Below are 21,472 nucleotides of genomic sequence, written 5' to 3'. Positions count from 1 at the left end.
GCCGACATCACAGGGGGCGCGGGTTGCGTCGAGCGCCGATCGAATCGGCGACGCCGAATCAAGCCGGTAGCGGCTCCTCCGTCGAACCATGTCGGGTCAGACTGGCGGCGGGAGACCCCAGGGCCGCCCCCTGCCGATCGAGGGCCGAACCGTCGCGCAGCCGGAAGACCGAGACCGTCTCCGCCAGCCGTCGGCTCTGTTCGTTCAACTGCTGGGTCGAAGCACTGGACTGACGAACCAGCGCCGCATTGCTCTGGGTGGTCTCGTCGATCTGCGCGATGGCCTGGTTGATCTGTTCGATCCCGTGGGACTGCTCCTCGGAAGCCAGACGAATTTCCGAAATCAGGGTGCTGATACGCTCCACCTGCGACACGATCTCCGACACCCGCTGCCCAGCCTCCGCAGCCCGCAGATTGCCGTTGTCGACCTCGTCGACAGTCCGCCCGATCAGCGCCTTGATCTCCTGCGCCGAGGTCGAACAGCGCTCGGCCAGACCACGAACCTCCTGCGCGACCACGGCAAAGCCTCTGCCATGCTCGCCGGCCCTGGCGGCCTCGACGGAGGCGTTCAGCGCGAGCAGGTTGGTCTGGAAGGCGATGCCGTCGATCACGCCGACCACCTCGGAGATCTGCTTTGCCATCCCGACGATGCGCTGCATGGCGTCAGACGTGGCTTCGACCGTGTTCTGGGCCTCGCCCGCGGCCAGCACGGTCTGCCGGGTCTGCTCGTCGCTCTCCTGCGCCCGCTGCGTGTTCTGGCGCACGGTCGCGTTGATCTCTTCGGTGCTGGCGGCGGTCTCCTCGAGGCTCGCTGCCTGAGACTCGGTACGCGAGGAGAGCTCGGCGTTCCCCGAGGCCAGTTCCTGGGTATGGTTCTCGGTCTCCACGACCGCGTGACGCACCTGCCCCACGATCCGCTCGAGGCCGTCGCCGATGCCGTTCATGGCGCCGACCAACTGGCCGATCTCGTCACGACGACGCGTCTCGATGCGCTGCGACAGATCCCCCTCCGCCAGCGCCTGGGCCAGGCCGACAGCGCGATTCATCGGCTTCGTGACCAGTTGCTTGGCGATCCAGTAGAGCGTCAGGCTCAACGCCGCCGCCAGCACCAGCGCGATCAGCAGGAAGCGATCGCGAGCGGCGATGACACCGGCCTCGATCTCGTCGACCGACACCGAGCCGGCGATGATCCATTGCCACTCGGGATAGCGGGAGTAGAGCGCCAGACGATTGTCGCCGCTGCCGGAGACGTAACTGATCTCGCCGGATTCCTGAGCGAACAGTGGCGCGAAGGCGTCGGCGTCCACGGAATTCAACAGGTTCTGTCCTTCGAAGGGTCCACCCGCGATGACCTCCCCCTTCTGATCCCCGGCGGCGGAGATCAGCATGGTGTAGCCACCGTTGCCAATCCCCATCTTGCGGATACGGTTCTGGACCTGGGCCATCTCGGCGCTGATATCGACCCCCACGAACAGCGCCCCGACCACCTTGCCGTCACCATCCTGTATCGGCTGGTACTTGGTGATGTAAGGCGTGCCGAAAAGCTTGGCGAGTCCGATATAGGATTCGTTCGCCATCAGCCTGGCGTAGCTCTTGGATTCCCGGTTGAGCAGCGTTCCCATCGCCCTCTTGTCATCTTGGTCCTTGAGAGAGGTGGAGATGCGCACGAAGTCGTCGCCGTCGCGGGCGAAGATCGTCGCCGGCGTGCCGGTCTGCGCGCTGAAGCGATCGAGCTTCCACGTATTGTCGTTGAGCACCTCGAGTCCATCCCTGAGCGTCGGTGTCTGACGCCCGGAGACCTCGACCTTCTGGTCCGGGCTCAGTGCGAACCGCCCCGAGTACTGGTCCGAGAAGATACTCAGGAACCGGTCAGCCTGCTGCTGAAGGCTGTAATCGAACAGCGACAGCATGGCGGAAATCGAGTCCTGCTGGGTTTTCAACTCGCGAGTCGTGGCCTCGCGCAGTTGCGACGTGCTCGCCTGGGCCATGGCGAAAGCCAGCCCCATGAGCACGACAACCTGCAACAGGGCGACAATGATGGCCAATTTGGTGCCGATGCTGGCATGACGAAGGCGTTGTCGGAGTGCAGCCATGATTCTTTCCACAGGTTGAGGAGTCGAGAATCTATCGGCAACGGCTGAACTATTCTTGATGCCTCTTTCGGCAAAGGTAGGCCAAGGATCACGCTTCCGGTGTTTGCTATGCTGTGGATCGCTTTCCTATCGGGTCCCCTGCATGCTGCCCTGGCTACCACCTCATCTCGTCGCCTTCCCGCCGGTCTCCCACGCCCTGGATGAACCGGATGGCTTGCTGGCCGCCGGGGGCGCGTTGACGTCGGAGTGGCTCCTGAGCGCTTATCGCCGCGGCATCTTCCCGTGGTACGCGGAGGGCCAGCCGATCCTGTGGTGGTCCCCCGATCCACGCATGGTGCTCTTTCCCGAGGAGATACGTGTCCGCAGAAGCCTGGCCAAACGGCTCCGCAACGGTGGCTTCGCGGTGACATTCGATCACGCCTTCGAGCGCGTCATCACGGCCTGCGCCGAGACTCGCGCGGACGCGGAGGGGACTTGGATCGACGACGCGATGCGACAGGCCTATCTCGAGCTTCACCGCTTGGGACACGCTCACAGTGTCGAGGTCTGGCGGGCGCAAACGCTGGTAGGCGGCCTCTACGGCCTGTCGATCGGCCGTATATTCTTCGGGGAGTCGATGTTCAGCCACGTCCCCGACGCCTCGAAAGTCGCCCTGGTCCATCTGGCGCGGCGACTCCGACTGCACGATTTCGCCTTGATCGACTGCCAGATGCATACCCCCCATCTGGCCAGCATGGGTGCCAGAGACATCGCCCGGGAGACGTTCATCGACTACCTTGAAGGCAACGTCAACTCACCCAACCCGGCCGACCTCTGGCCAACGGAGCCACCGTGAGCAGCGACAATGCGAACAACCCGCAACGTCAGGCACGCGATCTTCGTTTCTTCCTGACGGTGCCCCACCCCTGCAGCTACCTGAAGGGACGGGAGGCGACGACGCTGTTTCTCGACCCCGAGGAAACGGTCGCGCCCGAGGTTTACGACGCTCTCACCCTGCTGGGCTTCCGGCGTAGTGGCAGCAATCTCTATCGCCCCCACTGCGAGGCCTGCAGCGCCTGCACTTCCGTCAGAATTCCGGTCGAGGATTTTACCCCCAGCCGGACCCAGCGCAAACTGATCAACCGTAACCGGGATCTCACCACACGATGGCGCCCGGCGGTATTCGACGAGCAACACTACTCGTTATATGCCCGCTACATTCGCGCCCGACACGCCGACGGCGACATGTTTCCCCCCAGCCGCGAGCAGTACCGGATGTTTCTGACCCAGGCACACCCTTTTGCCAAATTGCTGGAGTTCCGGCTGGGCGATCATCTGATGGCAGTGGCCGCCACCGACTGCCTGGGCCACGGCCTCTCCGCGATCTATACGTTTTTCGACCCGGATCCGATCTTCGAGCGACGCTCGCTCGGCGGCTTCGCCATACTCAGCCAGATCGAGCTGGCGCGCGAGCGCCGGCTACCCTATCTCTATCTCGGCTACTGGATACGGGCCTGCCAGAAAATGCGCTACAAGCAGGACTATCAACCGCTGGAGTACCTCAACGGGGGGCGCTGGCAGCGCATGGTTCCCGCCAAGGCGCTGTGATGACGAGGATGGACCGTACCGCGCCAGGCCGAACTCGGCGCCGCGATCCGCCTCGGTAGCGCCGAACGGTGGAGAGACGATTCACCGGTTCGAAAGCTCCCGCACCGCAGGCCTGGCGATAGGCCATGAGCCGAGATCCATTCGATTTACGACGGATTTTTGCCTTCCCTGGCGAGATAGCCCATAATATCGCGCACTTCAGAGGCCCAAGGGCGGGCTGGTTCGATGATGACGTGAATGGCACCCATGCCTTTCGCGGCATTCCGCGTCGATAGCCAACCGCGAGGCGCCGTGTCAGGCCCTCAAACCAAGCCCCGTTCTCAACACGTTCAAGAGGGATCGCCTATATGGCACGAGAAGATCATATCGAAATGGAAGGCGTCGTCGTCGACACGCTTCCCAACACCATGTTCCGCGTTGAACTGGAGAATGGCCACGTTGTGACTGCCCACATCTCCGGCAAGATGCGCAAGAACTACATCCGCATCCTGACCGGCGACAAGGTCAAGGTCGAGCTGACTCCCTACGACCTCTCCAAAGGGCGTATCGTCTACCGCTCTCGCTAATTCGCGAGCCTGTCCCGGCTCCGCCTTCCCCGAACGGCTTCCCGCCCTCAGGAACAGTCCTGATATTCTATCTCCGTCAGGCGGGCAATCAGAGATGATACGAATCCAAAAACGCCTCGCCATGTTGCCATGGCGAGGCGTTATCGTGCCGTTGCGACCGGTTCAGGCCAGCTCGGCTTCGGTCTCTAGCTGCAACTCGTCGTTGTCGACCCGCACGTGGACGATGCCGCCGTTCTCGGCCAAGTCGCCGAACAGGATCATCTCGGCCAGTGGCTTCTTGAGCTTCTCCTGGATGACCCTGGCCATCGGCCGCGCCCCCATCTCGGGGTCGTACCCCTTTTCGGCCAGCCAGACGCGGGCGTCGTCATCGACATCGAGCTGCACCCGTTTCTCATCGAGCTGAGCCTGCAACTCGACCAGGAACTTGTCGACGACGTTGCGGACGATGGATGGTTCGAGACCGTGGAACTGGATGATCCCGTCCAGGCGATTGCGGAACTCCGGCGTGAAGGTCCGGCGAATCACCTCCATACCATCGGTCGAGTGATCCTGGGTCTGGAAGCCGATCGAGCGACGAGAGATCTGTTCGGCGCCGGCATTGGAGGTCATGATGACGATCACATGCCGGAAGTCCGCCTCGCGGCCGTTGTTGTCGGTCAAGCGACCATGGTCCATGACCTGCAACAGCAGGTTGAAGACTTCCGGATGCGCCTTCTCGATCTCGTCTAGCAGCAGCACGCAGTGCGGCTGCTTGGTGATCGCCTCGGTCAGCAGGCCGCCCTGGTCGTAACCGACGTAGCCCGGGGGCGCCCCGATGAGACGCGATACCGTGTGGCGCTCCATGTACTCCGACATGTCGAAGCGGACCAGTTCGATCCCCATCAGGTGCGACAACTGCCGAGCGACCTCGGTCTTGCCGACGCCGGTCGGGCCAGCGAACAGGAAGCTGCCCACCGGCTTGTCCGGCGACTTGAGACCGGCACGAGAGAGCTTGATCGCCGCCGACAGACTGGTGATCGCTTCGTCCTGGCCGAATACCAGCATCTTCAGGTCGCGCTCCAGGTTCGAGAGCAGCTTGCGGTCCGAAGTCGAAACGCTCTTCGGCGGGATGCGCGCAATGGAAGCCACCACCGCTTCGACCTGATCGACATCGATGGTCGCGATCCGCGCTTCCGGGGGCAGCAGGCGCTGGTGCGCGCCGGCCTCGTCGATCACGTCGATCGCCTTGTCCGGCAGGTGACGATCATTTATATAGCGATCGGCCAGGCGGGCTGCGCTTTCCAGCGCGCCATCGGTGTACTTCAACTGGTGATGCTCTTCGAAGCGGCCTCGCAGCCCCTTGAGAATGCGAATGGTATCCTCGACGGTCGGCTCCGGCACATCGACCTTCTGGAAACGACGGGCCAGCGCTCGATCCTTCTCGAAGATGCCACGGAACTCCTGGAACGTGGTCGAGCCGATGCAGCGCAGCTCGCCGGAGGAGAGCAGCGGCTTGAGCAGGTTGGAGGCATCCATGACCCCGCCCGATGCCGCGCCGGCACCAATGACCGTGTGAATCTCGTCGATGAACAGGATCGAATTGTCCTGCTTGCGCAACTCGGCCAGCAGCCCTTTCAACCGCTTCTCGAAATCGCCGCGGTACTTCGTGCCCGCCAGCAGCGCGCCCATGTCCAGCGAGTAGACCACGGCATCGGCGATCACGTCCGGCACGTCTTCCTCGACGATTCGCTTGGCCAGGCCTTCGGCGATGGCGGTCTTGCCGACGCCGGCCTCGCCCACCAGCAGCGGGTTGTTCTTGCGTCGACGGGCCAGAATCTGCACCACCCGCTCGAGCTCGTGGTCACGACCGATCAGCGGATCGATCTTGCCCAGTCGGGCCTGGTCGTTGAGATTGGTGGCGTAGTTGGAGAGCGGGCTCTGCCCGTTTTCCCCGGCGGCCTCCTCGCCGTCCTCGGACTCCTGGGAGGGCTGTTGGGCCTGGCCATGGCCAGCGACCTTGGAGATGCCATGGGCGATGTAGTTGACCGCATCCACCCGTGCCACGCTCTGCTGCTTGAGGAAGTAGACCGCCTGGCTCTCCTGCTCGGAGAAGATCGCCACCAGTACGTTGGCGCCGGTCACCTCACTCTTGCCGGAGGATTGCACGTGGAAGACCGCGCGCTGCAGCACGCGCTGGAAGCCCAGCGTAGGCTGCGTTTCCCGGTCTTCCTGCTCTTCGGGAATCAACGGTGTCGTGGAATTGATGAAATCCTGCAGATCGGCACGAAGCTTTTCCAGATTCGCCCCACAGGCATTCAGCACGTCGGCTGCCGAGGCATTATCGAGAAGCGCCAGCAGCAAGTGCTCCACGGTCATGAACTCGTGTCGCTTGGAACGCGCCACGGTGAAGGCCGTGTTCAGGGTGAGTTCAAGTTCTTTACTCAACATGGCAGTCCCCTTTTAGCCACTGAGGGCGTCGGTCGGCACTTTCACAATCGGGCACAAACAGCGGTTTCGCAAGTCTTCGAAGACAAAAGCGTCGACGATGTGTGTCCGCCATCTATTCCGCGGCATCCACGTCGCACATGAGAGGATGCTCGCACTCTTTCGCATATTCATTGACGAGGTGGCACTTGGTCTCCGCCACGTCACGGGTGAAGATGCCGCAGGTCGCCTTCCCCTGGGTATGGACGGCCAGCATGATCTGAACCGCCTTCTCGCTGTCCATGGCGAAGAATCGCTGCAGCACCTCGACGACGAACTCCATCGGGGTGTAGTCATCGTTGTACAGCACGACCTTGTACATCGGCGGCGGCGCCAGTTGCGGATCCGACACCTGTTCGGCAACATCACCCTGCTCGTCGTGTGCAGGGTCGGGAGGACGCGTCATACCCGTGCGGGCCGGCTCCCTGGCAAGGTAAGGCGACACTCTGTTTGAGATCTCTGACATAGTAAGGATGAATCCCTGGATGCATCGGCTCAGATACGGCAAGCCGGGACTCGATGAGGTATTGGATACCGTTGAAGACCCGAAGTTCCTTGAAGATGCGGCCGATGGAGCCGGTATGCAAGCCTTCCCTGAAAATAGTCTCGATCGCCGCTGCCCGCCATGGCGCGACGCGCCGGGAGCGCCCCGAGAGCCGGCCAGAACCAGCGTGGGCGGCGCGCCATGAGTCGAATCTATCTGCTGCACAAGCCCTACAACGTGCTCTGCCAATTCACCGATGCTCATGGGCGCCGAACGCTGGCCGACTGCCTCGAGGTGCCCGGTGTCTACCCCGCCGGTCGTCTCGATTACGATTCGGAGGGGCTGCTGCTGCTGACCGAAGATGGCGCGCTGATTCACCGTATCAGCGATCCCCGGCACAAGCTGCCCAAGCAGTACTGGGTCCAGGTGGAAGGCGAGCCGGACCAGAGCGCCCTGAAGGCGCTTCGCGAGGGGGTCATCCTGAAGGACGGACCGACTCGCCCGGCCAAGGTCAGAAGGCTGGCGCCAACGGAGCCGCCACCCCGCGATCCTCCCGTGCGCTACCGGCCCTCGGTGCCGACGACCTGGCTGGAGATAGAACTGCGCGAAGGGCGCAACCGCCAGGTACGCAGGATGACCGCACACGTGGGTCACCCGACCCTGCGGCTGATCCGCGTCGGCATCGGACCGTGGCGGCTCGGCGACCTGCCGTCGGGCCACTGGCGCAGCGAGACGGTGAACGCCCCCCGGCGTCCGCCTGGGCGCGACGCGAACCGGCGCTCGAACTCCCCTCGCAAGCGCTGAATCGAAGCGAAACAGGCAGACGTCCGGCCCACCAATCCGATAGCGGGCTTTCGAATTGGCGTAGACCGGGTATGATCGGCTGGAGTCCCACGGCCGGATGTCGAGGGCAGAGCATCGAGTCGGGAGAATGATGACATGAACCGTTGGACGCCTCGCGTGACCGTTGCCGTGGTGGTGGAGCGAGCAGGTCGTTACCTGATGGTGGAGGAGGATCGCGGCGGCCCGTTCAGCCTGTTCAACCAACCCGCGGGCCACCTGGAACGGGGTGAGCGCCTGATCGCGGCCGCCGAACGAGAAGTTCGCGAAGAGTCTGCCTGGCAGGTCGCCATCACCGACTATCTAGGGCTCTACGTCCACCAGACGTCGGATGGCCTCACCTTCCACAGCCATGCGTTCCTCAGCCTGCCACTGGCCCATCTGGGCAATACGCTGGACAAAGGCATCATTGGCACCCACTGGCTCACCTTCGACGAGATCGACGATCTCGACCGCAGCCACCGGCTGAGGAGCCCGGTCGTGATGCAACGGCTGCGCGACACACGCGACGGTCGCCGCTACCCGCTCGATGTCATTCGCGAGCGCTGATCGGTAAGCGGAATTGGCCTCGCCGCCTGTCACCACACGCCCAGCCCTCGGGAAATTGTCGATGGGCTCGATGCGATACCCCGCTTTCGGCTATAATCGCGGGCCGCTCATCCGAGTCGGTCGTTGATCGGATCCTGCACGCTCGCCGGGCACCGCCACTGGCGCGCAGGGTCTCACGACCCGCCCTCACCTGCCCCGGAAATCGTCATGACCACAGCCAGCGCAATCAGCGATACCGCGCACTCATCCAGCGAAGGCCCCCGGAAAGTCATCGTCGGCATGTCGGGTGGCGTCGACTCCTCCGTGACCGCGCTGCTGCTGCTGGAGCAGGGCTACCACGTCGAGGGCCTGTTCATGAAGAACTGGGACGAGGACGACGGCACCGAGTACTGCACCGCCATGGCGGACCTGGCGGACGCCGAGGCGGTCTGCGAGACCCTCGGGATCAAGCTGCATACGGCCAACTTCGCCGCCGAATACTGGGACAACGTCTTCGAACACTTCCTTGCCGAGTATCAGGCCGGACGCACGCCCAACCCGGATATCCTGTGCAACCGCGAGATCAAGTTCAAAGTCTTTCTCGACTACGCCGAAATGCTCGGCGCCGACCTGATCGCGACCGGTCACTATGTGCGAAGAGGGCTCGACGACGACGGTCGGGCTCGGTTGCTCAAGGGGCTGGATGGCAACAAGGACCAGAGCTATTTCCTGCACGCGGTTCCCGGTGCCGCCATCGAGAGGACGCTGTTTCCCGTTGGCGAGCTGGAGAAACCGCAGGTGCGAGCCCTGGCGGAGCGCCACGGTCTGGCGACGGCGAGCAAGAAGGACTCCACCGGCATCTGCTTCATCGGTGAGCGGCGCTTCAGCGACTTCCTCAAGCAGTATCTCCCCGCCCAGCCCGGGCGAATCGAAACGCCTGAAGGTGACCCGATCGGCGAACACATGGGGCTGATGTACTACACCCTGGGCCAGCGACGCGGCCTGGGCATCGGAGGCCTGAGGAACCACAGCGAGGATCCGTGGTTCGTGGCCGCCAAGGATCTCGAGCGCAATGTCCTCGTGGTCGTTCAGGGCGAACACCCCTTGCTCTACAGCGATGTCGTCTACTGCGAGCCGGCAGCCTGGATCGCGGGAACGCCGCCCGAGGCGTCGCGCCTGAGCGCCAAGACCCGCTATCGCCAGCACGACGTTCCCTGCGAGGTGACGCAGCTGGCCGACGGCGAACTCGAGGTCCGGTTCGATACCCCACAGCGTGCGGTCACGCCAGGCCAATCGCTGGTGCTCTACGATGGCGAAGTCTGCCTGGGCGGCGCCGTCATTCGCGCCACCGGAACCGACGATGGCGCCGCCGTCGCCGAACTCACCGACACCCCCTCCGCCATGACAGGGAGCCAGCGCTCGGCATGAACCCGACGCCCATTCAATCGGCACCGCTCGATAGCAACGGCCGACAGGCACTGGCCCTGGCCGGCGTCTTCCAGGCGGCATCCGTCGTCGATCAACTGGCCCGCACCGGGCAGTGCGACGAGCGCGCCTGGAATACCCTGATTCACGCCACGCTGGACACCGACCCGCCCAGTTTCGAGTCGATCTACGGCGGCCACCACAACAACCTGCGTCTGGGCATCGACACGCTGCTGGCAGTCATGTCACGCCAGAGCGCGCAGCCGGCTGTCATGCGCTACGGCTTCTCGATGGTGCTGCTGATGCAGAAGCTACGCAAGGACAGCGCCATGATGGAGACCCTCGGCCAACGGCTGGGGCGCGTCCAGGGCCAGGCCGAGCACTTCGGCGAGACCCACGAGAACGTGATCGCGAGCCTCGGCGAGCTCTACCAGGAGACACTCTCCACCTTCCGCTATCGGATCGTGGTGCAGGGCGAACCCAGCTTGCTGCAGAGCCGAATGATGCCGGAACGCATCCGCACGGCCCTGCTCGCCGGCGTTCGCTTCGCCCTCCTCTGGCACCAGCAAGGGGGCCGCCGCTGGCGCCTGATCTTCCAGCGGAGCGCCATCCGGCGCACCCTGCGGCAGCTCGACACTCACTGACGTCGAGCCCATGAATCGAGCCGCACGAATCTCTCAATCGCGAGCTGCTGGCTCGCGCGATGTCTCGGGAACCCACGATGATCGAACTCTCCGCACTGACCGCCCTTTCCCCCGTCGACGGCCGCTACGCCACCAAGGCCGCCCCGCTGCGCGAACATTTCAGCGAGTTCGGATTGATCCGGGCGCGCGTTACCGTCGAGGTCCGCTGGCTGGAACGTCTGGCGGCCCATCCCGGCATCGTCGAGGTGCCGCCGCTTTCCGCCAAGGCGCAGGCGTTTCTGGACACCCTGGTGAGTGATTTCTCGGTGGCCGATGCCGAGCGCATCAAGACCATCGAGCGCACCACCAACCACGACGTGAAGGCGGTCGAGTATTTCATCAAGGAGGCCATCGCCGATCAGCCGGAGCTCCACGCGATCACGGAATTCGTGCACTTCGCCTGTACCAGCGAGGACATCAACAACCTGTCCTACGCCTTAATGATGCGGGACGGCCTCGATGCCCTGACGCCGACGATGCAGGCAGTCCACGATGCGATCGCCCATCTGGCCCACCAGCATGCCGAACAGCCGATGCTGTCACGGACGCACGGCCAGACCGCCAGCCCCACCACGCTTGGCAAGGAGATGGCCAACGTCGCCTATCGCCTGAGGCGCCAGCTCAAGCAGATAGCGTCCGTCGAACTGCTGGGCAAGATCAACGGTGCCGTCGGCAACTACAACGCGCACCTGGCGACCTATCCGGAGGTGGACTGGGCCGAGAACGCCCGCACCTTCGTCGAGTCGCTCGGCCTCACGTTCAACCCCTACACCACCCAGATCGAACCCCACGACTACATCGCCGAGCTGTTCGATGCCATCAGCCGCTTCAACACCATCCTGATCGATTTCGATCGCGACGTGTGGGGCTATATCTCTCTCGGTTACTTCAAGCAACGCACGGTGGCGGGCGAGATCGGCTCCTCCACCATGCCGCACAAGGTCAATCCGATCGACTTCGAGAACTCAGAGGGGAATCTGGGGCTGGCCAACGCGCTGCTCGATCATCTGGCCCGGAAGCTACCCATCTCCCGCTGGCAGCGTGACCTGACCGACTCCACCGTGCTGCGCAACCTCGGCGTCGGCCTGGCCTACGGCCTGATCGCGTACGAAGCGGCACTCAAGGGTATCGGCAAGCTGGAAGCCAACCCCCAGCGTCTCGATGACGATCTCGACCAGAGCTGGGAGGTGCTGGCCGAGCCGATCCAGACCGTCATGCGCCGCTACGGGATCGAGAAGCCCTACGAGAAGCTCAAGGAGCTGACTCGCGGCAAGCGCATCGACCAGGCCGGTTTTGCCGCCTTCATCGACACGCTGGCGCTGCCGGACGAGGTGAAGACCGAACTCAAGGCCCTGTCGCCGGCGACTTACATCGGCAACGCCATCGATCAGGCCAAGGCGCTCTGAGCGCGCCGTACACGTTTTCGTCCAGGAGACCGACATGACGTCCGCCAACAAGCCACGTACGCTGCTCGGTGGTCTCACCCCCGCCCAGTTCCTCAGTCAGCACTGGCAGAAATCGCCGCTGTTGATTCGCGGTGCGTTTCCCGACTTCGTCTCGCCCCTGGAACCGGACGATCTGGCCGGCCTCGCCTGTGAAGAGGGAATCGAGGCCAGGCTGGTGGAGGAGAAAGGGCCGGACAAGGCGTGGCAGGTCAGCCACGGGCCGTTCGACGACGAGACCTTCGCGCGCCTGCCCGCCAGCGGCTGGTCGCTGCTGGTACAGGCGGTGGACCACTACGTGCCGGAAGTCGCCGAACTGCTGGCGTCCTTCGATTTTCTGCCGAGCTGGCGACTCGACGACATCATGGTCAGCTATGCGCCGCCAGGCGGCAGCGTTGGCGCGCACGTCGACCAGTACGACGTCTTTCTGTTGCAGGCCAGCGGACGCCGGCGCTGGCAGCTGGGCGGCAGCCCCGGCGCGGATGCCCGGCTGATCCACGGGATCGATCTGCGCATCCTCGAAGACTTCACCGTACAGGCCGACCAGGAGTGGGTACTGGAGCCCGGCGACATGCTCTACCTCCCCCCCGGCGTGGCTCATCACGGTATCAGCGAAGCCGACGATTGCCTGACCTACTCGATCGGCTTCCGGGCACCTTCGGCCGACGAGATCGTCACCTCCTTCGCCGACTACATCGGTGAACAGCTCGGCGACGGCCAACGCTATGCCGACCCCGACCTGCAACCACCGTTCGCGTCGGGCGAGCTGGACGAGCAGGCCGTGGCCCGCGTGCGCAGGCTACTGCTGGACGTCATCGACCGACCCGATCAGATGGCGCAATGGTTCGGGCGTGCCATGACGCAGCCCAAGTATCTGGATCAGTTGGCCCCGCCAGACTCCCCTACCGCACCGGAAGCGCTGCGCGCCGCGCTCGAGGGCGGCGACGAACTGGCCCGCAGCCTCGGCTCGCGTTTCGCCTGGCACCGCCTGGACGAGGCCAACGCCACCCTGTTCGTCGACGGAGACGCCGTCGACTGCCCGCTCGAGCTGGCCCGGCTGCTGGCGTCGAACGCGCCCATAGATGCCAGTGCGCTCAACCATCCAGGCGGCGCGCGCCTGCTGGCGACGCTCGTCGACAGCGGCAGTCTGGGCTTCGCCGACAGCGACCGGGATCATCAGGAGTGAGAGGCAGGAATTGCCAGTGGCTCCTACACTCAATCCGTGCTGGGTACAGTGCCGAAGGACTCATTAGCACTGGACTAGTTTTAGAACACTGTTTTAATGTACTGGGCACGAAGCCATACCTGGATGTTAAGGAGAATCATCATGAAACGACTCATCGCCCCCGCACTGGTCATGGGCCTGCTGGCTCTGGCGGGCTGTACCAACACCTCGACCTACTCGGGTGACGTCTACCGGGGAGATCAAGCGGGCACGGCGCAGTCCGTGAGCTATGGAACCATCCAGTCGGTGCGTCCGGTACAGATCCAGGGCGGCAACGGCGAGAGCGTGCTGGGCAGCCTGGGCGGCGCGGTCATCGGCGGTCTGCTGGGCAACCAGGTCGGCGGTGGCTCCGGCCGCACGATCGCGACCGCGGCCGGCGCCCTCGGTGGCACGGTGGCGGGCAGCAAGATCCAGCAGGCCACCGACCGCGTCGATGGCTACGAACTGGAGATTCGCCAGGACAGCGGCCAGAACGTCGTGGTCGTCCAGAAGGCGGACCGCAACTGGCAAGTCGGCCAACGTGTCAAGCTGGTCGCCAGTGGCTCCAGCGTCAGCGTCGCCCCCTACTGATCGCAGGACGACAGCCAGATCCCATGCCAGCGGCGCCCCAGGGCGCCGCTTTCTGTTAGCGTGATACTAATTTTCTATGTTCTCGAGGTTTTACGTACGCTATTGTATGTCCCGCAGATTCAATTATTCGTTTTAAGGGAATAAGGCGGAACATGAAGGGACACCTCTGGTCGAGAACCGGCCTTGCCATAACCATGGCGGCCATTTCCAGCACCGCGTGGGCGGATGGCATCCTGACACTGAAGTCGGAAAACGATATCTTCGCCAGCGGCGATGACGGTCACTACACCAATGGTATCGAGGCCGACTGGTCCTTCAGACCTTCACGGGACCACTGGACCCGCGACCTCGCGGAGCTGATTCCTGGCTGGAGTGCCGCCTCGCTGGATGGTGCCTCCTACCGGTTCGGACAGCAGATCTATACGCCGGAGGACATCGACGAGAGAGGCTTGATCGAGAACGATCGCCCCTACGCCGGTGTCCTCTACGCCGGACTCTCCCTGTTCGATGACCAGCAGTTGAGCGGATGGCGACGTACCAGTGGCGTGTATTTCGACGTCGGCCTTGTCGGCCCGGGAGCGGGGGGCCACACGGTACAGAACAACTTTCACCATCTGGTCGGCAGCGACGAAGCCGAGGGCTGGCACAATCAGCTGCACAACGAGCCCTTCGTCAATGTCGCCTACCAGACCGCCTGGTGGAAACAGGGCCACCTGGGAGCGCTGGAAGCCGAATACGGGCCGTCGGTCGGCCTGGCCGTCGGCAATCTCTACACCTATGGTGCGACCGGCTTGGGGTTGCGTATCGGGCAGGGGCTGGACGAGAGCTTCGGCGTGCCGGCCGTGGCCCCCTCTCAAGGCAGCAGGGTTTTCTTCGAGAAGGATAGCGGCTTCAACTGGTACCTGTTCGCCAACCTTGAGGGTCGGCTGATGGCCTACAACATGCTGCTCGACGGCAACACCTTCGAGGACAGCCACTCCGTGGATAGACGGCCTTGGGTGGGGGATGCCCAACTCGGCCTCGCCGTATCCTGGGATCGCTGGCAGTTGACCTACAGCTCGGTGTGGCGAACTCACGAGTTCGAGACCCAGGACGATGGCGATCAATTCGGCTCGATCACCCTCTCCACCTGGCTCTAGGCCGCGGATCCAGAAATCACGACGGGCGATGCCGTCGGCATCGCCCGTCTACCTGCATGGGCCGCTCCAGGCGACCAAGACCCTATTCAGTGCAGCTTGGCTTTGCGCACCGCCCAGCAGGCGACGCGCAGCCCCACCCAGATCCCGATGGCCAGCAGAATCAAGGTCAGGAGCATGGATACCGGCTTGATGATGAACGTCGCGCCGAGCACCGCCAGCGCGGTCGACATGACCCAGCGGTCCTGGGCGGGTTCCCCCTGCAACTGGGTCGGCAACCGGCGTTTGACCATCGCGCCAAGCGCCCCATCCCAAGCCTTGAGAAGTAGAAAGAGAAAAACGGCGAAGGCAACGAGCCAAACGACGAACACGGTCATGACGAACTTCTCCTCGGCCGCAAAATCACGGTAATTGGTCGTGACGTCAGGGTAACCACACCCTCGAAGTGGCGCAACTACCAGGGACGCCGTTCGAGATAAGCGCCCGATCGGCCCGACTTCACGGTCATTGCGACCTGACAGGAAGGCCGTGGCGCGTTAGGATGTGACAGACATGCACAAACGCAAAGGTTCCGAGATGCAGATTGCCCAGAACTCCGTGGTCGCGTTCCACTATACATTGACCAATGATGCAGGAGAGGTCCTGGACAGTTCCGAAGGTCGCGATCCGCTGACCTATCTACACGGTGCGGGCAACATCATTCCGGGGCTCGAGAAAGAACTCGAGGGCCACGGAAGCGGTGACAAGCTTCAGGTCGCCGTCGCGCCGAGCGAAGGGTACGGCGAAGTCCAGCCGGCACTGGTCCAGGAAGTTCCGCGGGACGCCTTTCAGGGCGTTGACGCTGTCGAGCCCGGCATGCAGTTCCAGGCTCAGACCCAGGAAGGACCGTTGATGGTCACCGTCACCAAGGTGGAAGGCGACACCGTGACGGTCGACGGCAACCACCCCCTGGCTGGCGAGAAGCTGAACTTCGATGTCGAGATTGCCGAAGTGCGGGAAGCGACCGAAGAAGAAGTGTCCCATGGCCACGTCCATGGCGAAGGTGGTCACGAGCACTGATCGTCGAACAGGCCTCCCGCCGGAGGTCAGTTCGATCGGTGGGGGTACGCCCTCCACGAAAAAGGGCAGCCAGGAGGCTGCCCTTTTTTCATGCTCGTGTTGCGCCGATCCGATGCCGCGCCCCCGGTGGAACGGGTACCGGGGCGAGATCGCGACGGGGATCCCCAGCGCGCGGCCTGCCCCGATTCAACCTTCTTTGGCCAGCATGACCCGCTGAGCCAGTTGTGTTCGTTCGACCGGACGGCGCGCTTGCCAGTAATATCGCTTCCAGTAGACGTTATCGAGGCGAGACAGCTTCACCCCTTGCGACGAGGAGGCGTGAAGAAAGTAGCCGTCGCCCACGTAGACGCCGACATGGTTGTAGGGTCCAGGCGGCTGGAAGAAGACCAGATCCCCTGCCTTGAGATTCTGTTCCGCGATCCGATTACCTTCCAGAACCTGTTCTTCGGTCGTCCGCGGCAGCTCGAAAGCGAAGGCTTCACCGAATATGTGCTGCATCAGCGCAGAGCAGTCGATGCCACGGTGCGTCGTTCCGCCGAGCACGTAAGGCGTTCCGACCCACCGTTGATGTTCATCCAGCAGGGCCTTGCGTATTAGCGCCGGGGAGACGCTCTGCGGCCGGAAGTCCCGGATCTTCTGGGGTGCCGGTGGGACGCTCTTGGGAATGTCGACCGCAACGGTGCGAGTCTTGACCAGGGGAAGTGAATACTGCGCGTTGACTTGTTGTTGTTTCACGGGGGCGGAGCAACCGGATATGACTATCGCCAGTGCCAACCCCATGGCTGTGCGTCTTAGCATTCAGCGCGACCTCGTTCGCCTGTGAGCCATTACGGGCACCGCCTCTTGCGACGACTCATGACGAATCATCCGGCGAATTGGAGTCGCTGTGGTGGTGACACACCTCGACGAGGTGTCACCGCCAGAACGGCCTGTATTGGGCTCGAATCATGATCAATCGGACAGAAAAAAGCCACGCCCTCTTTCCAGCGGGCGTAGCACAGCGGAGATCATATGTCATTGAAAACGCTTTGGCGAGTGTTCTCGGTTAATGAACGGCGTTAATGTAAAAGACTGGGTTCGCCGGGAAGAATGTCGACATGAAGTGATGTCCAGTGCGTCATGGGGCTGCCCGGAAAATCGAGACTCGCCCAGGCGCCGGCCAGTAGAGGCTCCGCCTCCAGCCAGGCAGTGAGCGCTTCGCGAAAGCGCTGCAGGAAAGCTTCGCGCTCCGGCGTGTCGTCCATGAAGAATCCGAAGCCGCTGTACAGCCCTTCGGCATAATCCCGCCAGTTGCTGTAGTGGCGCTCCGCCAGGCGCATGGCGGCATCGAGATAGTGCGCGAGGCGATCCTCGGAGAGCCAGTCGAGCTGCCGACCAGCCAGCGCCAGATCGACCAGCTGCGCGATATCCCATGCCGTCATGTCCTGATCGTTGCAGTGACAGGCATTGTCCCGCACGTGCTTCAGCCGCATCAGGTGGACGCGGTCCTCTTCCGCGCATGCCCCCGATTCGAGAATCGCGATTTCCGCTTCCAGGCGAGTACGATTCAGGGTGTAGGGAGCATAGTTGATCTGATAGTCCTGCCGGTCTCCCGCCTCGGCCAGGAAATCCAGGAAGTCGACCAGCCCCGCGGCACCCTGCAGGGCATACTGATGTTCGACCCACTCCCCCAGCGCTTCTCTGTCTTGGGGTGCCAGCGGCTGCGGCGCCTGCCATAGCGCTTCGTTGAGCGGTCCTGCCAGCGAGATCGCGGTGAACCGCGTCAACGTCGGCCGCACCCCCGGCTCGAGCCACGTCAGCGACCGCGACGGGGTCAGCCAGTGAAAGGGGGAGCCGGGATCGCGCCGATGCCAGGCGATATCGTCCGCCAGCGACACCTCCTCCGGCGTTTCATCCTCGCTCAGGACGGTTTCCCAGGCTTGCCATGCCGAGAGCAGACTCTCGGCGTCGCGGTAGAAGCGACTCAGCACGTCACACAGCGACTGCGCCAGAGCCTCGATCTCGACGGTCGAATAGCGCCCGCTGTCCGACGCCATCACCAGATAGAACGCGTACTTTTCCGCCATCGTGATCGTCGCCGCGTGATCCGCGCAGACGGCCAACCGCCGCGATGCCCCCGGCGGCGACCGGCGAGTGGCGGTATGGCGGGAGTCGGCGGCCAGTTGGTTGAGGTGATGCGCCTGTGCCGGCATCCAGAACCTCGCCAGCCCCGCGGTGCCCTCTTCCCGACGCAGGCCCAGCACCTCTTCGAGATAGCGCTCCGCCTCCTGGACCCGTTCCGGTCCCAACGCTTCGCCGAGGGATCGACGGTGGATCAGATCCGGGTCGCGGATCGAGGCGACGCTCAATACCCAGCAGCCGGGATCCTGGCGGTACTGACGAACGAACTCGCGGGACGACTCGCGCAACCCCTCCTCCAGCGTATCGGCGAGCGGGACCGCCCATGGACTGGTGTCGGCGGAGAGCAGGCCACCCCACTCCTCATCGAAGACGGGCCGCAGGTCTCGCCCCTCGAACAGGCTGCGCCCCCGTTGATACGCCCGAGCCGCTGCCTCCCAGTCCGCATAGCGCTGCTGCAGGAGGTCGATGCCATGGCTCGCGAACTGCTCCGCCTCCTGCGTCGTCAGCCACCCGGCGCAGTGGCCGAGATACGCCTGATCGATGAGTCGGAACCAGTCCCATGCCGCCCACTCCAGCGGCTCCGCATCGGCCAGGAACGCCAGCAGCACGCGACCATAATCGTGCTGATCGTTCAATCCCGAGAGCCACTCGAGCTGCGCCTCGGGGCGTTGACGTGACATCCGCACGGCGTCCAGATCCCAGCCATAGCGATGCCCCTGCCCCGCGAGCCAGAACAGCAGCGCCATGAGCTCTTCACGCCCCCCGACGTCGTCCTGCTCGCGCAGCAGCGTCCGGTACTGGCGCTGTTCCTCGAGCGGGATATCGACCGGCCAGGCCAGTACCGGCGCCATGGCAGCCCTGGCTCGCCACAGGCCTTCCGGCCAGAGATCGGCAGACAGGGACGGGAGAGAATCGAATCCGGCGGCATCCTGGGATGCCGGTGAATCGATGGACTTGAGGCGGTGGCGAAGCGCAGACCATGAGACGCCACGCTGCTGACGCTCGCGAGCCAGAAGCTCGCGCCCGGCGGCATCCAGCGCCGGGTCGTTCAAGGGGGCGAGCGACTGCAGCCAGGCCTTGAGCGTGGGCGCCTGAGCGACAATGCCGCGGGCCAGCATGGCAAGCCAGGCGTCGGTACAGGGGGAGCGAATCCAATTTGCCGCACTCCCGAGCGCGAGCAGCTCCAGGGCCGCCAACCGGGCGAACGATGGTGACCGAGCGTCGCCACCGCTCTCCCACAGGCGCCAGGCAAACTCGTCGCGCCCCCCGACCCCCAGTGACTGCAGGCGCGAGTGCGCCTGGACGGCATCGAGCGCCAGTCGGGGATCGCTGACGAGAGGCCAGCCACACAGCGTCAGCTGCTGGGCCCACCACGGGACGAGAAGTTCGCTCAAGAGAAACCTCGTGCTACGAGAGACGGCTTGCGCTCACTGCCGAAGTGGCTCGTGGCAGTGCGCTTGCGGCGGCATAGTATAACGGAAAGGTCGTCGCGCGCCGATGGCCGGCGCGCGACCGAGCAGCGGACGTCAGCTCATCTTCTCGGCGTGAGTGCGCGGCGCCTTGCCCAGAAGACGGCGTAGCAGGAATTTTCTGACCCGTACCACGAACTGCTCCTGGAAGAGTACACAGAACAGCACGGTCAGAATCAGGAACAGCGGATAGAGCCACAGGTGCAACTCTCCCGCCGCCGCCAGACAGCCTCTGAAATCCGTCAGACACAGGCCGGGATCACCGGAGAGCACGCGCTCGACACGCGAAAAAACCGCGTAGAGTGGCACATGCAGCGCGAACATCGGCAGCGATGCGCCGCCCAATCTGGAGGCCAGCCGCATCAGCCGGGGGTCGCGAGGCTCACCCCAGTGCGCCGCCACATAGATCAGTGCCAGCTGGGAAGGCAGCAGCAGGCCATTGTGCAGGACGTAGTACCACGCATGTCCCAACCCCAGCAGATAGACCGCGGCCACGACACTTGCCGCAACCGCCATCAGCGTCAACCAGCACTGACCGGAAGACATCAGCCGTCCCTGCGCCTTGCGCTGCGCGTAGAAAGTGCAGAGCAAAATTCCGGCGACGAACTCGGGAAGGCGAATCAACGGATTGCGATGCAGAATGCCGGTTTCCGGCACGCCGTAGTCTGTCGTCAGGATCACGTACAGCGGCGGGATCAGATAGATCAGATTGACCAGCAGCATGGCGCGACGGGGGTTCCGCACTCGACGCAGGCGAGGCGCCAGCCAGGGGAATGTCAGATAGAAGAAGAACAGCGCCGAAATCGACCAGGACGGCGGATTGAAAGTCAGGTACAGCGGGTTCCAGGCGTGCAACAGGGTCAGGTTGAGCAGCAGGTTGATACCGGTTTCCAGCGATCCCATGGTGTGATTGAGACTTTTCCAGTCCAGCTGACCGATATCGTTGTTGACGTCGTAGACCACGAATCTCAGCGAGATATCGCTATCCCCCGGCGCTATCGCCAGATAGCCGACCAGCGCCGAGACCGACATGGCAAGGATCAGCGATCCGATATGAATGGGATAAAGATTCGAGAACCGCTTCAGCCAGAAGCTCTTGCGTGGCTCGCGCATCTGATCGGAGGAGTCGAGGTAGACATGCGTCAGCAGAAAGCCGGATAGCACGAAGAACGCACTGGTCGAGAAAAAACCGATATCGGTCACGTAATGCGACCATTCACGTATGGAGGGATAGTTATGGAGCGTGTGGAAAATGACGATATAGAGGCCGAGCAGGAAACGCAGCCATTCGAGCCCTATAAAACGTTCTTTGCGCGTGGCGGTCGATGAATCAAGCATCCGTTGCAGATCTCTGGCCGTCAAAAGGCGCTAGTGTACCTGATTCTACCGGGTAGACACGTCAGCGGCGCATCGCGCTCGCCCTAAACCGGCACGGCCGCGCAGAAGCGCGGCCGTCCGTCACGACAATCGATCAGCATGGCCGATCGAGATATGAATCCGTGCTATGCCTTCTTGACCTTGGCAACGATCCACAACAGGATTATCGCCCCGATGGTGGCGACGACCAGTGATCCGATCAACCCGTTCGACGACAACCCCAGCAGGCTGAACAGGAAGCCGCCGATCACGGCGCCGACGATGCCGACGACGATGTTGCCGAGGATACCGAAGCCGCCGCCACGCATAACCTTACCGGCGATCCAGCCAGCAATGCCGCCGATGATCAGCCACAAGATAAAGCCCATAGTCCTACTCCTTGATTCCCTTCGGATTGAATAACCG

The 21,472-nt window shown here is 63.4% G+C and carries 20 protein-coding genes; 12 read left to right on the top strand and 8 right to left on the bottom strand.

Annotation, left to right across the window (positions count from 1 at the left end; genetic code table 11):
• Positions 1-58 precede the first annotated feature (58 nt).
• Entirely contained in the window at positions 59-2,092 is a 2,034-nt protein-coding gene (locus tag DOM45_RS11820; protein WP_110600769.1) for a methyl-accepting chemotaxis protein, read from the bottom strand.
• 142 nt (positions 2,093-2,234) lie between these two features.
• On the opposite strand from DOM45_RS11820, the gene aat reads away from it, so the two are divergent.
• From aat to infA, 3 genes are all read left to right on the top strand, one after another.
• Complete coding sequence (gene aat, locus DOM45_RS11815; protein ID WP_110600768.1) at positions 2,235-2,927, top strand: leucyl/phenylalanyl-tRNA--protein transferase; 693 nt, start codon at positions 2,235-2,237, stop codon at positions 2,925-2,927.
• The gene (locus tag DOM45_RS11810) at positions 2,924-3,679 is read left to right on the top strand and encodes an arginyltransferase (RefSeq protein ID WP_110600766.1); all 756 of its coding nucleotides are present in this window, start codon (positions 2,924-2,926) and stop codon (positions 3,677-3,679) included. The genes aat and DOM45_RS11810 overlap by 4 nt, the downstream gene beginning before the upstream one ends.
• 347 nt (positions 3,680-4,026) lie before the next feature.
• A complete protein-coding gene (infA, locus tag DOM45_RS11805; protein ID WP_013332816.1) occupies positions 4,027-4,245 on the top strand; it encodes a translation initiation factor IF-1 in 219 nt (72 codons plus the stop codon).
• Positions 4,246-4,407: 162 nt separating this feature from the next.
• Here the strand turns inward: infA and clpA are convergent, their stop codons facing one another.
• Both clpA and clpS read right to left on the bottom strand, forming a co-directional pair.
• Positions 4,408-6,672 (bottom strand): ATP-dependent Clp protease ATP-binding subunit ClpA, encoded by a 2,265-nt coding sequence (clpA, locus tag DOM45_RS11800; protein WP_110600764.1) that lies wholly within the window; start codon positions 6,670-6,672, stop codon positions 4,408-4,410.
• A 112-nt stretch (positions 6,673-6,784) separates the two neighbouring features.
• Positions 6,785-7,114 carry an ATP-dependent Clp protease adapter ClpS gene (clpS, locus tag DOM45_RS11795; protein ID WP_240612375.1) on the bottom strand — a complete coding sequence of 110 codons (330 nt, stop codon included), beginning with the start codon at positions 7,112-7,114 and terminating at the stop codon, positions 6,785-6,787.
• A gap of 279 nt (positions 7,115-7,393) precedes the next feature.
• Between clpS and DOM45_RS11790 the strand changes: the two genes are divergently transcribed.
• The 8 genes from DOM45_RS11790 to DOM45_RS11755 all read left to right on the top strand — a co-directional run bounded on the left by DOM45_RS11790 (position 7,394) and on the right by DOM45_RS11755 (position 15,044).
• Complete coding sequence (locus DOM45_RS11790) at positions 7,394-7,996, top strand: pseudouridine synthase (RefSeq protein WP_110600762.1); 603 nt, start codon at positions 7,394-7,396, stop codon at positions 7,994-7,996.
• Between the two features lie 135 nt (positions 7,997-8,131).
• On the top strand, positions 8,132-8,581 hold the full coding sequence (locus tag DOM45_RS11785; protein WP_110600760.1) for an NUDIX domain-containing protein: 450 nt from the start codon (positions 8,132-8,134) through the stop codon (positions 8,579-8,581).
• 207 nt (positions 8,582-8,788) lie between these two features.
• Positions 8,789-9,988: a tRNA 2-thiouridine(34) synthase MnmA gene (gene mnmA, locus DOM45_RS11780; protein ID WP_110600758.1), complete on the top strand. Its 1,200-nt coding sequence runs from the start codon at positions 8,789-8,791 to the stop codon at positions 9,986-9,988.
• On the top strand, positions 9,985-10,629 hold the full coding sequence (gene hflD / locus DOM45_RS11775; RefSeq protein ID WP_110600756.1) for a high frequency lysogenization protein HflD: 645 nt from the start codon (positions 9,985-9,987) through the stop codon (positions 10,627-10,629). Before mnmA ends, hflD begins: the two co-directional genes overlap by 4 nt.
• Positions 10,630-10,709: 80 nt before the next feature.
• Positions 10,710-12,074 carry an adenylosuccinate lyase gene (gene purB, locus DOM45_RS11770; RefSeq protein WP_110601123.1) on the top strand — a complete coding sequence of 455 codons (1,365 nt, stop codon included), beginning with the start codon at positions 10,710-10,712 and terminating at the stop codon, positions 12,072-12,074.
• Between the two features lie 34 nt (positions 12,075-12,108).
• A complete protein-coding gene (locus tag DOM45_RS11765; RefSeq protein WP_110600754.1) occupies positions 12,109-13,296 on the top strand; it encodes a cupin domain-containing protein in 1,188 nt (395 codons plus the stop codon).
• A gap of 141 nt (positions 13,297-13,437) precedes the next feature.
• Positions 13,438-13,905: an outer membrane lipoprotein gene (locus tag DOM45_RS11760; protein WP_110600753.1), complete on the top strand. Its 468-nt coding sequence runs from the start codon at positions 13,438-13,440 to the stop codon at positions 13,903-13,905.
• 152 nt (positions 13,906-14,057) lie between these two features.
• Positions 14,058-15,044: a lipid A deacylase LpxR family protein gene (locus tag DOM45_RS11755; RefSeq protein ID WP_110600750.1), complete on the top strand. Its 987-nt coding sequence runs from the start codon at positions 14,058-14,060 to the stop codon at positions 15,042-15,044.
• 86 nt (positions 15,045-15,130) lie between these two features.
• Here DOM45_RS11755 and DOM45_RS11750 read toward each other — a convergent pair whose 3' ends face one another.
• Entirely contained in the window at positions 15,131-15,418 is a 288-nt protein-coding gene (locus tag DOM45_RS11750) for a hypothetical protein (protein ID WP_110600748.1), read from the bottom strand.
• 199 nt (positions 15,419-15,617) lie between these two features.
• Between DOM45_RS11750 and slyD the strand changes: the two genes are divergently transcribed.
• Positions 15,618-16,100: a peptidylprolyl isomerase gene (gene slyD / locus DOM45_RS11745; RefSeq protein WP_110601121.1), complete on the top strand. Its 483-nt coding sequence runs from the start codon at positions 15,618-15,620 to the stop codon at positions 16,098-16,100.
• A 186-nt stretch (positions 16,101-16,286) separates the two neighbouring features.
• Here slyD and DOM45_RS11740 read toward each other — a convergent pair whose 3' ends face one another.
• The 4 genes from DOM45_RS11740 to DOM45_RS11725 form a co-directional block, all read right to left on the bottom strand.
• Positions 16,287-16,835, bottom strand: coding sequence for a C40 family peptidase (locus DOM45_RS11740; protein WP_240612374.1), 549 nt, complete (start codon positions 16,833-16,835; stop codon positions 16,287-16,289).
• Positions 16,836-17,158: 323 nt separating this feature from the next.
• Positions 17,159-19,615 carry a DUF1266 domain-containing protein gene (locus DOM45_RS11735; protein WP_110600744.1) on the bottom strand — a complete coding sequence of 819 codons (2,457 nt, stop codon included), beginning with the start codon at positions 19,613-19,615 and terminating at the stop codon, positions 17,159-17,161.
• Positions 19,616-19,747: 132 nt separating this feature from the next.
• Positions 19,748-21,028 carry an acyltransferase family protein gene (locus tag DOM45_RS11730; protein ID WP_110600742.1) on the bottom strand — a complete coding sequence of 427 codons (1,281 nt, stop codon included), beginning with the start codon at positions 21,026-21,028 and terminating at the stop codon, positions 19,748-19,750.
• A gap of 164 nt (positions 21,029-21,192) precedes the next feature.
• Positions 21,193-21,435, bottom strand: a complete 243-nt coding sequence (locus tag DOM45_RS11725) for a GlsB/YeaQ/YmgE family stress response membrane protein (RefSeq protein WP_071233199.1) — start codon at positions 21,433-21,435, stop codon at positions 21,193-21,195.
• Positions 21,436-21,472 lie beyond the last annotated feature (37 nt).

Source organism: Salinicola lusitanus (assembly GCF_003206045.1).
GTDB lineage: Bacteria > Pseudomonadota > Gammaproteobacteria > Pseudomonadales > Halomonadaceae > Salinicola > Salinicola lusitanus.
This window is presented reverse-complemented; position numbering and strand designations above follow the sequence as displayed.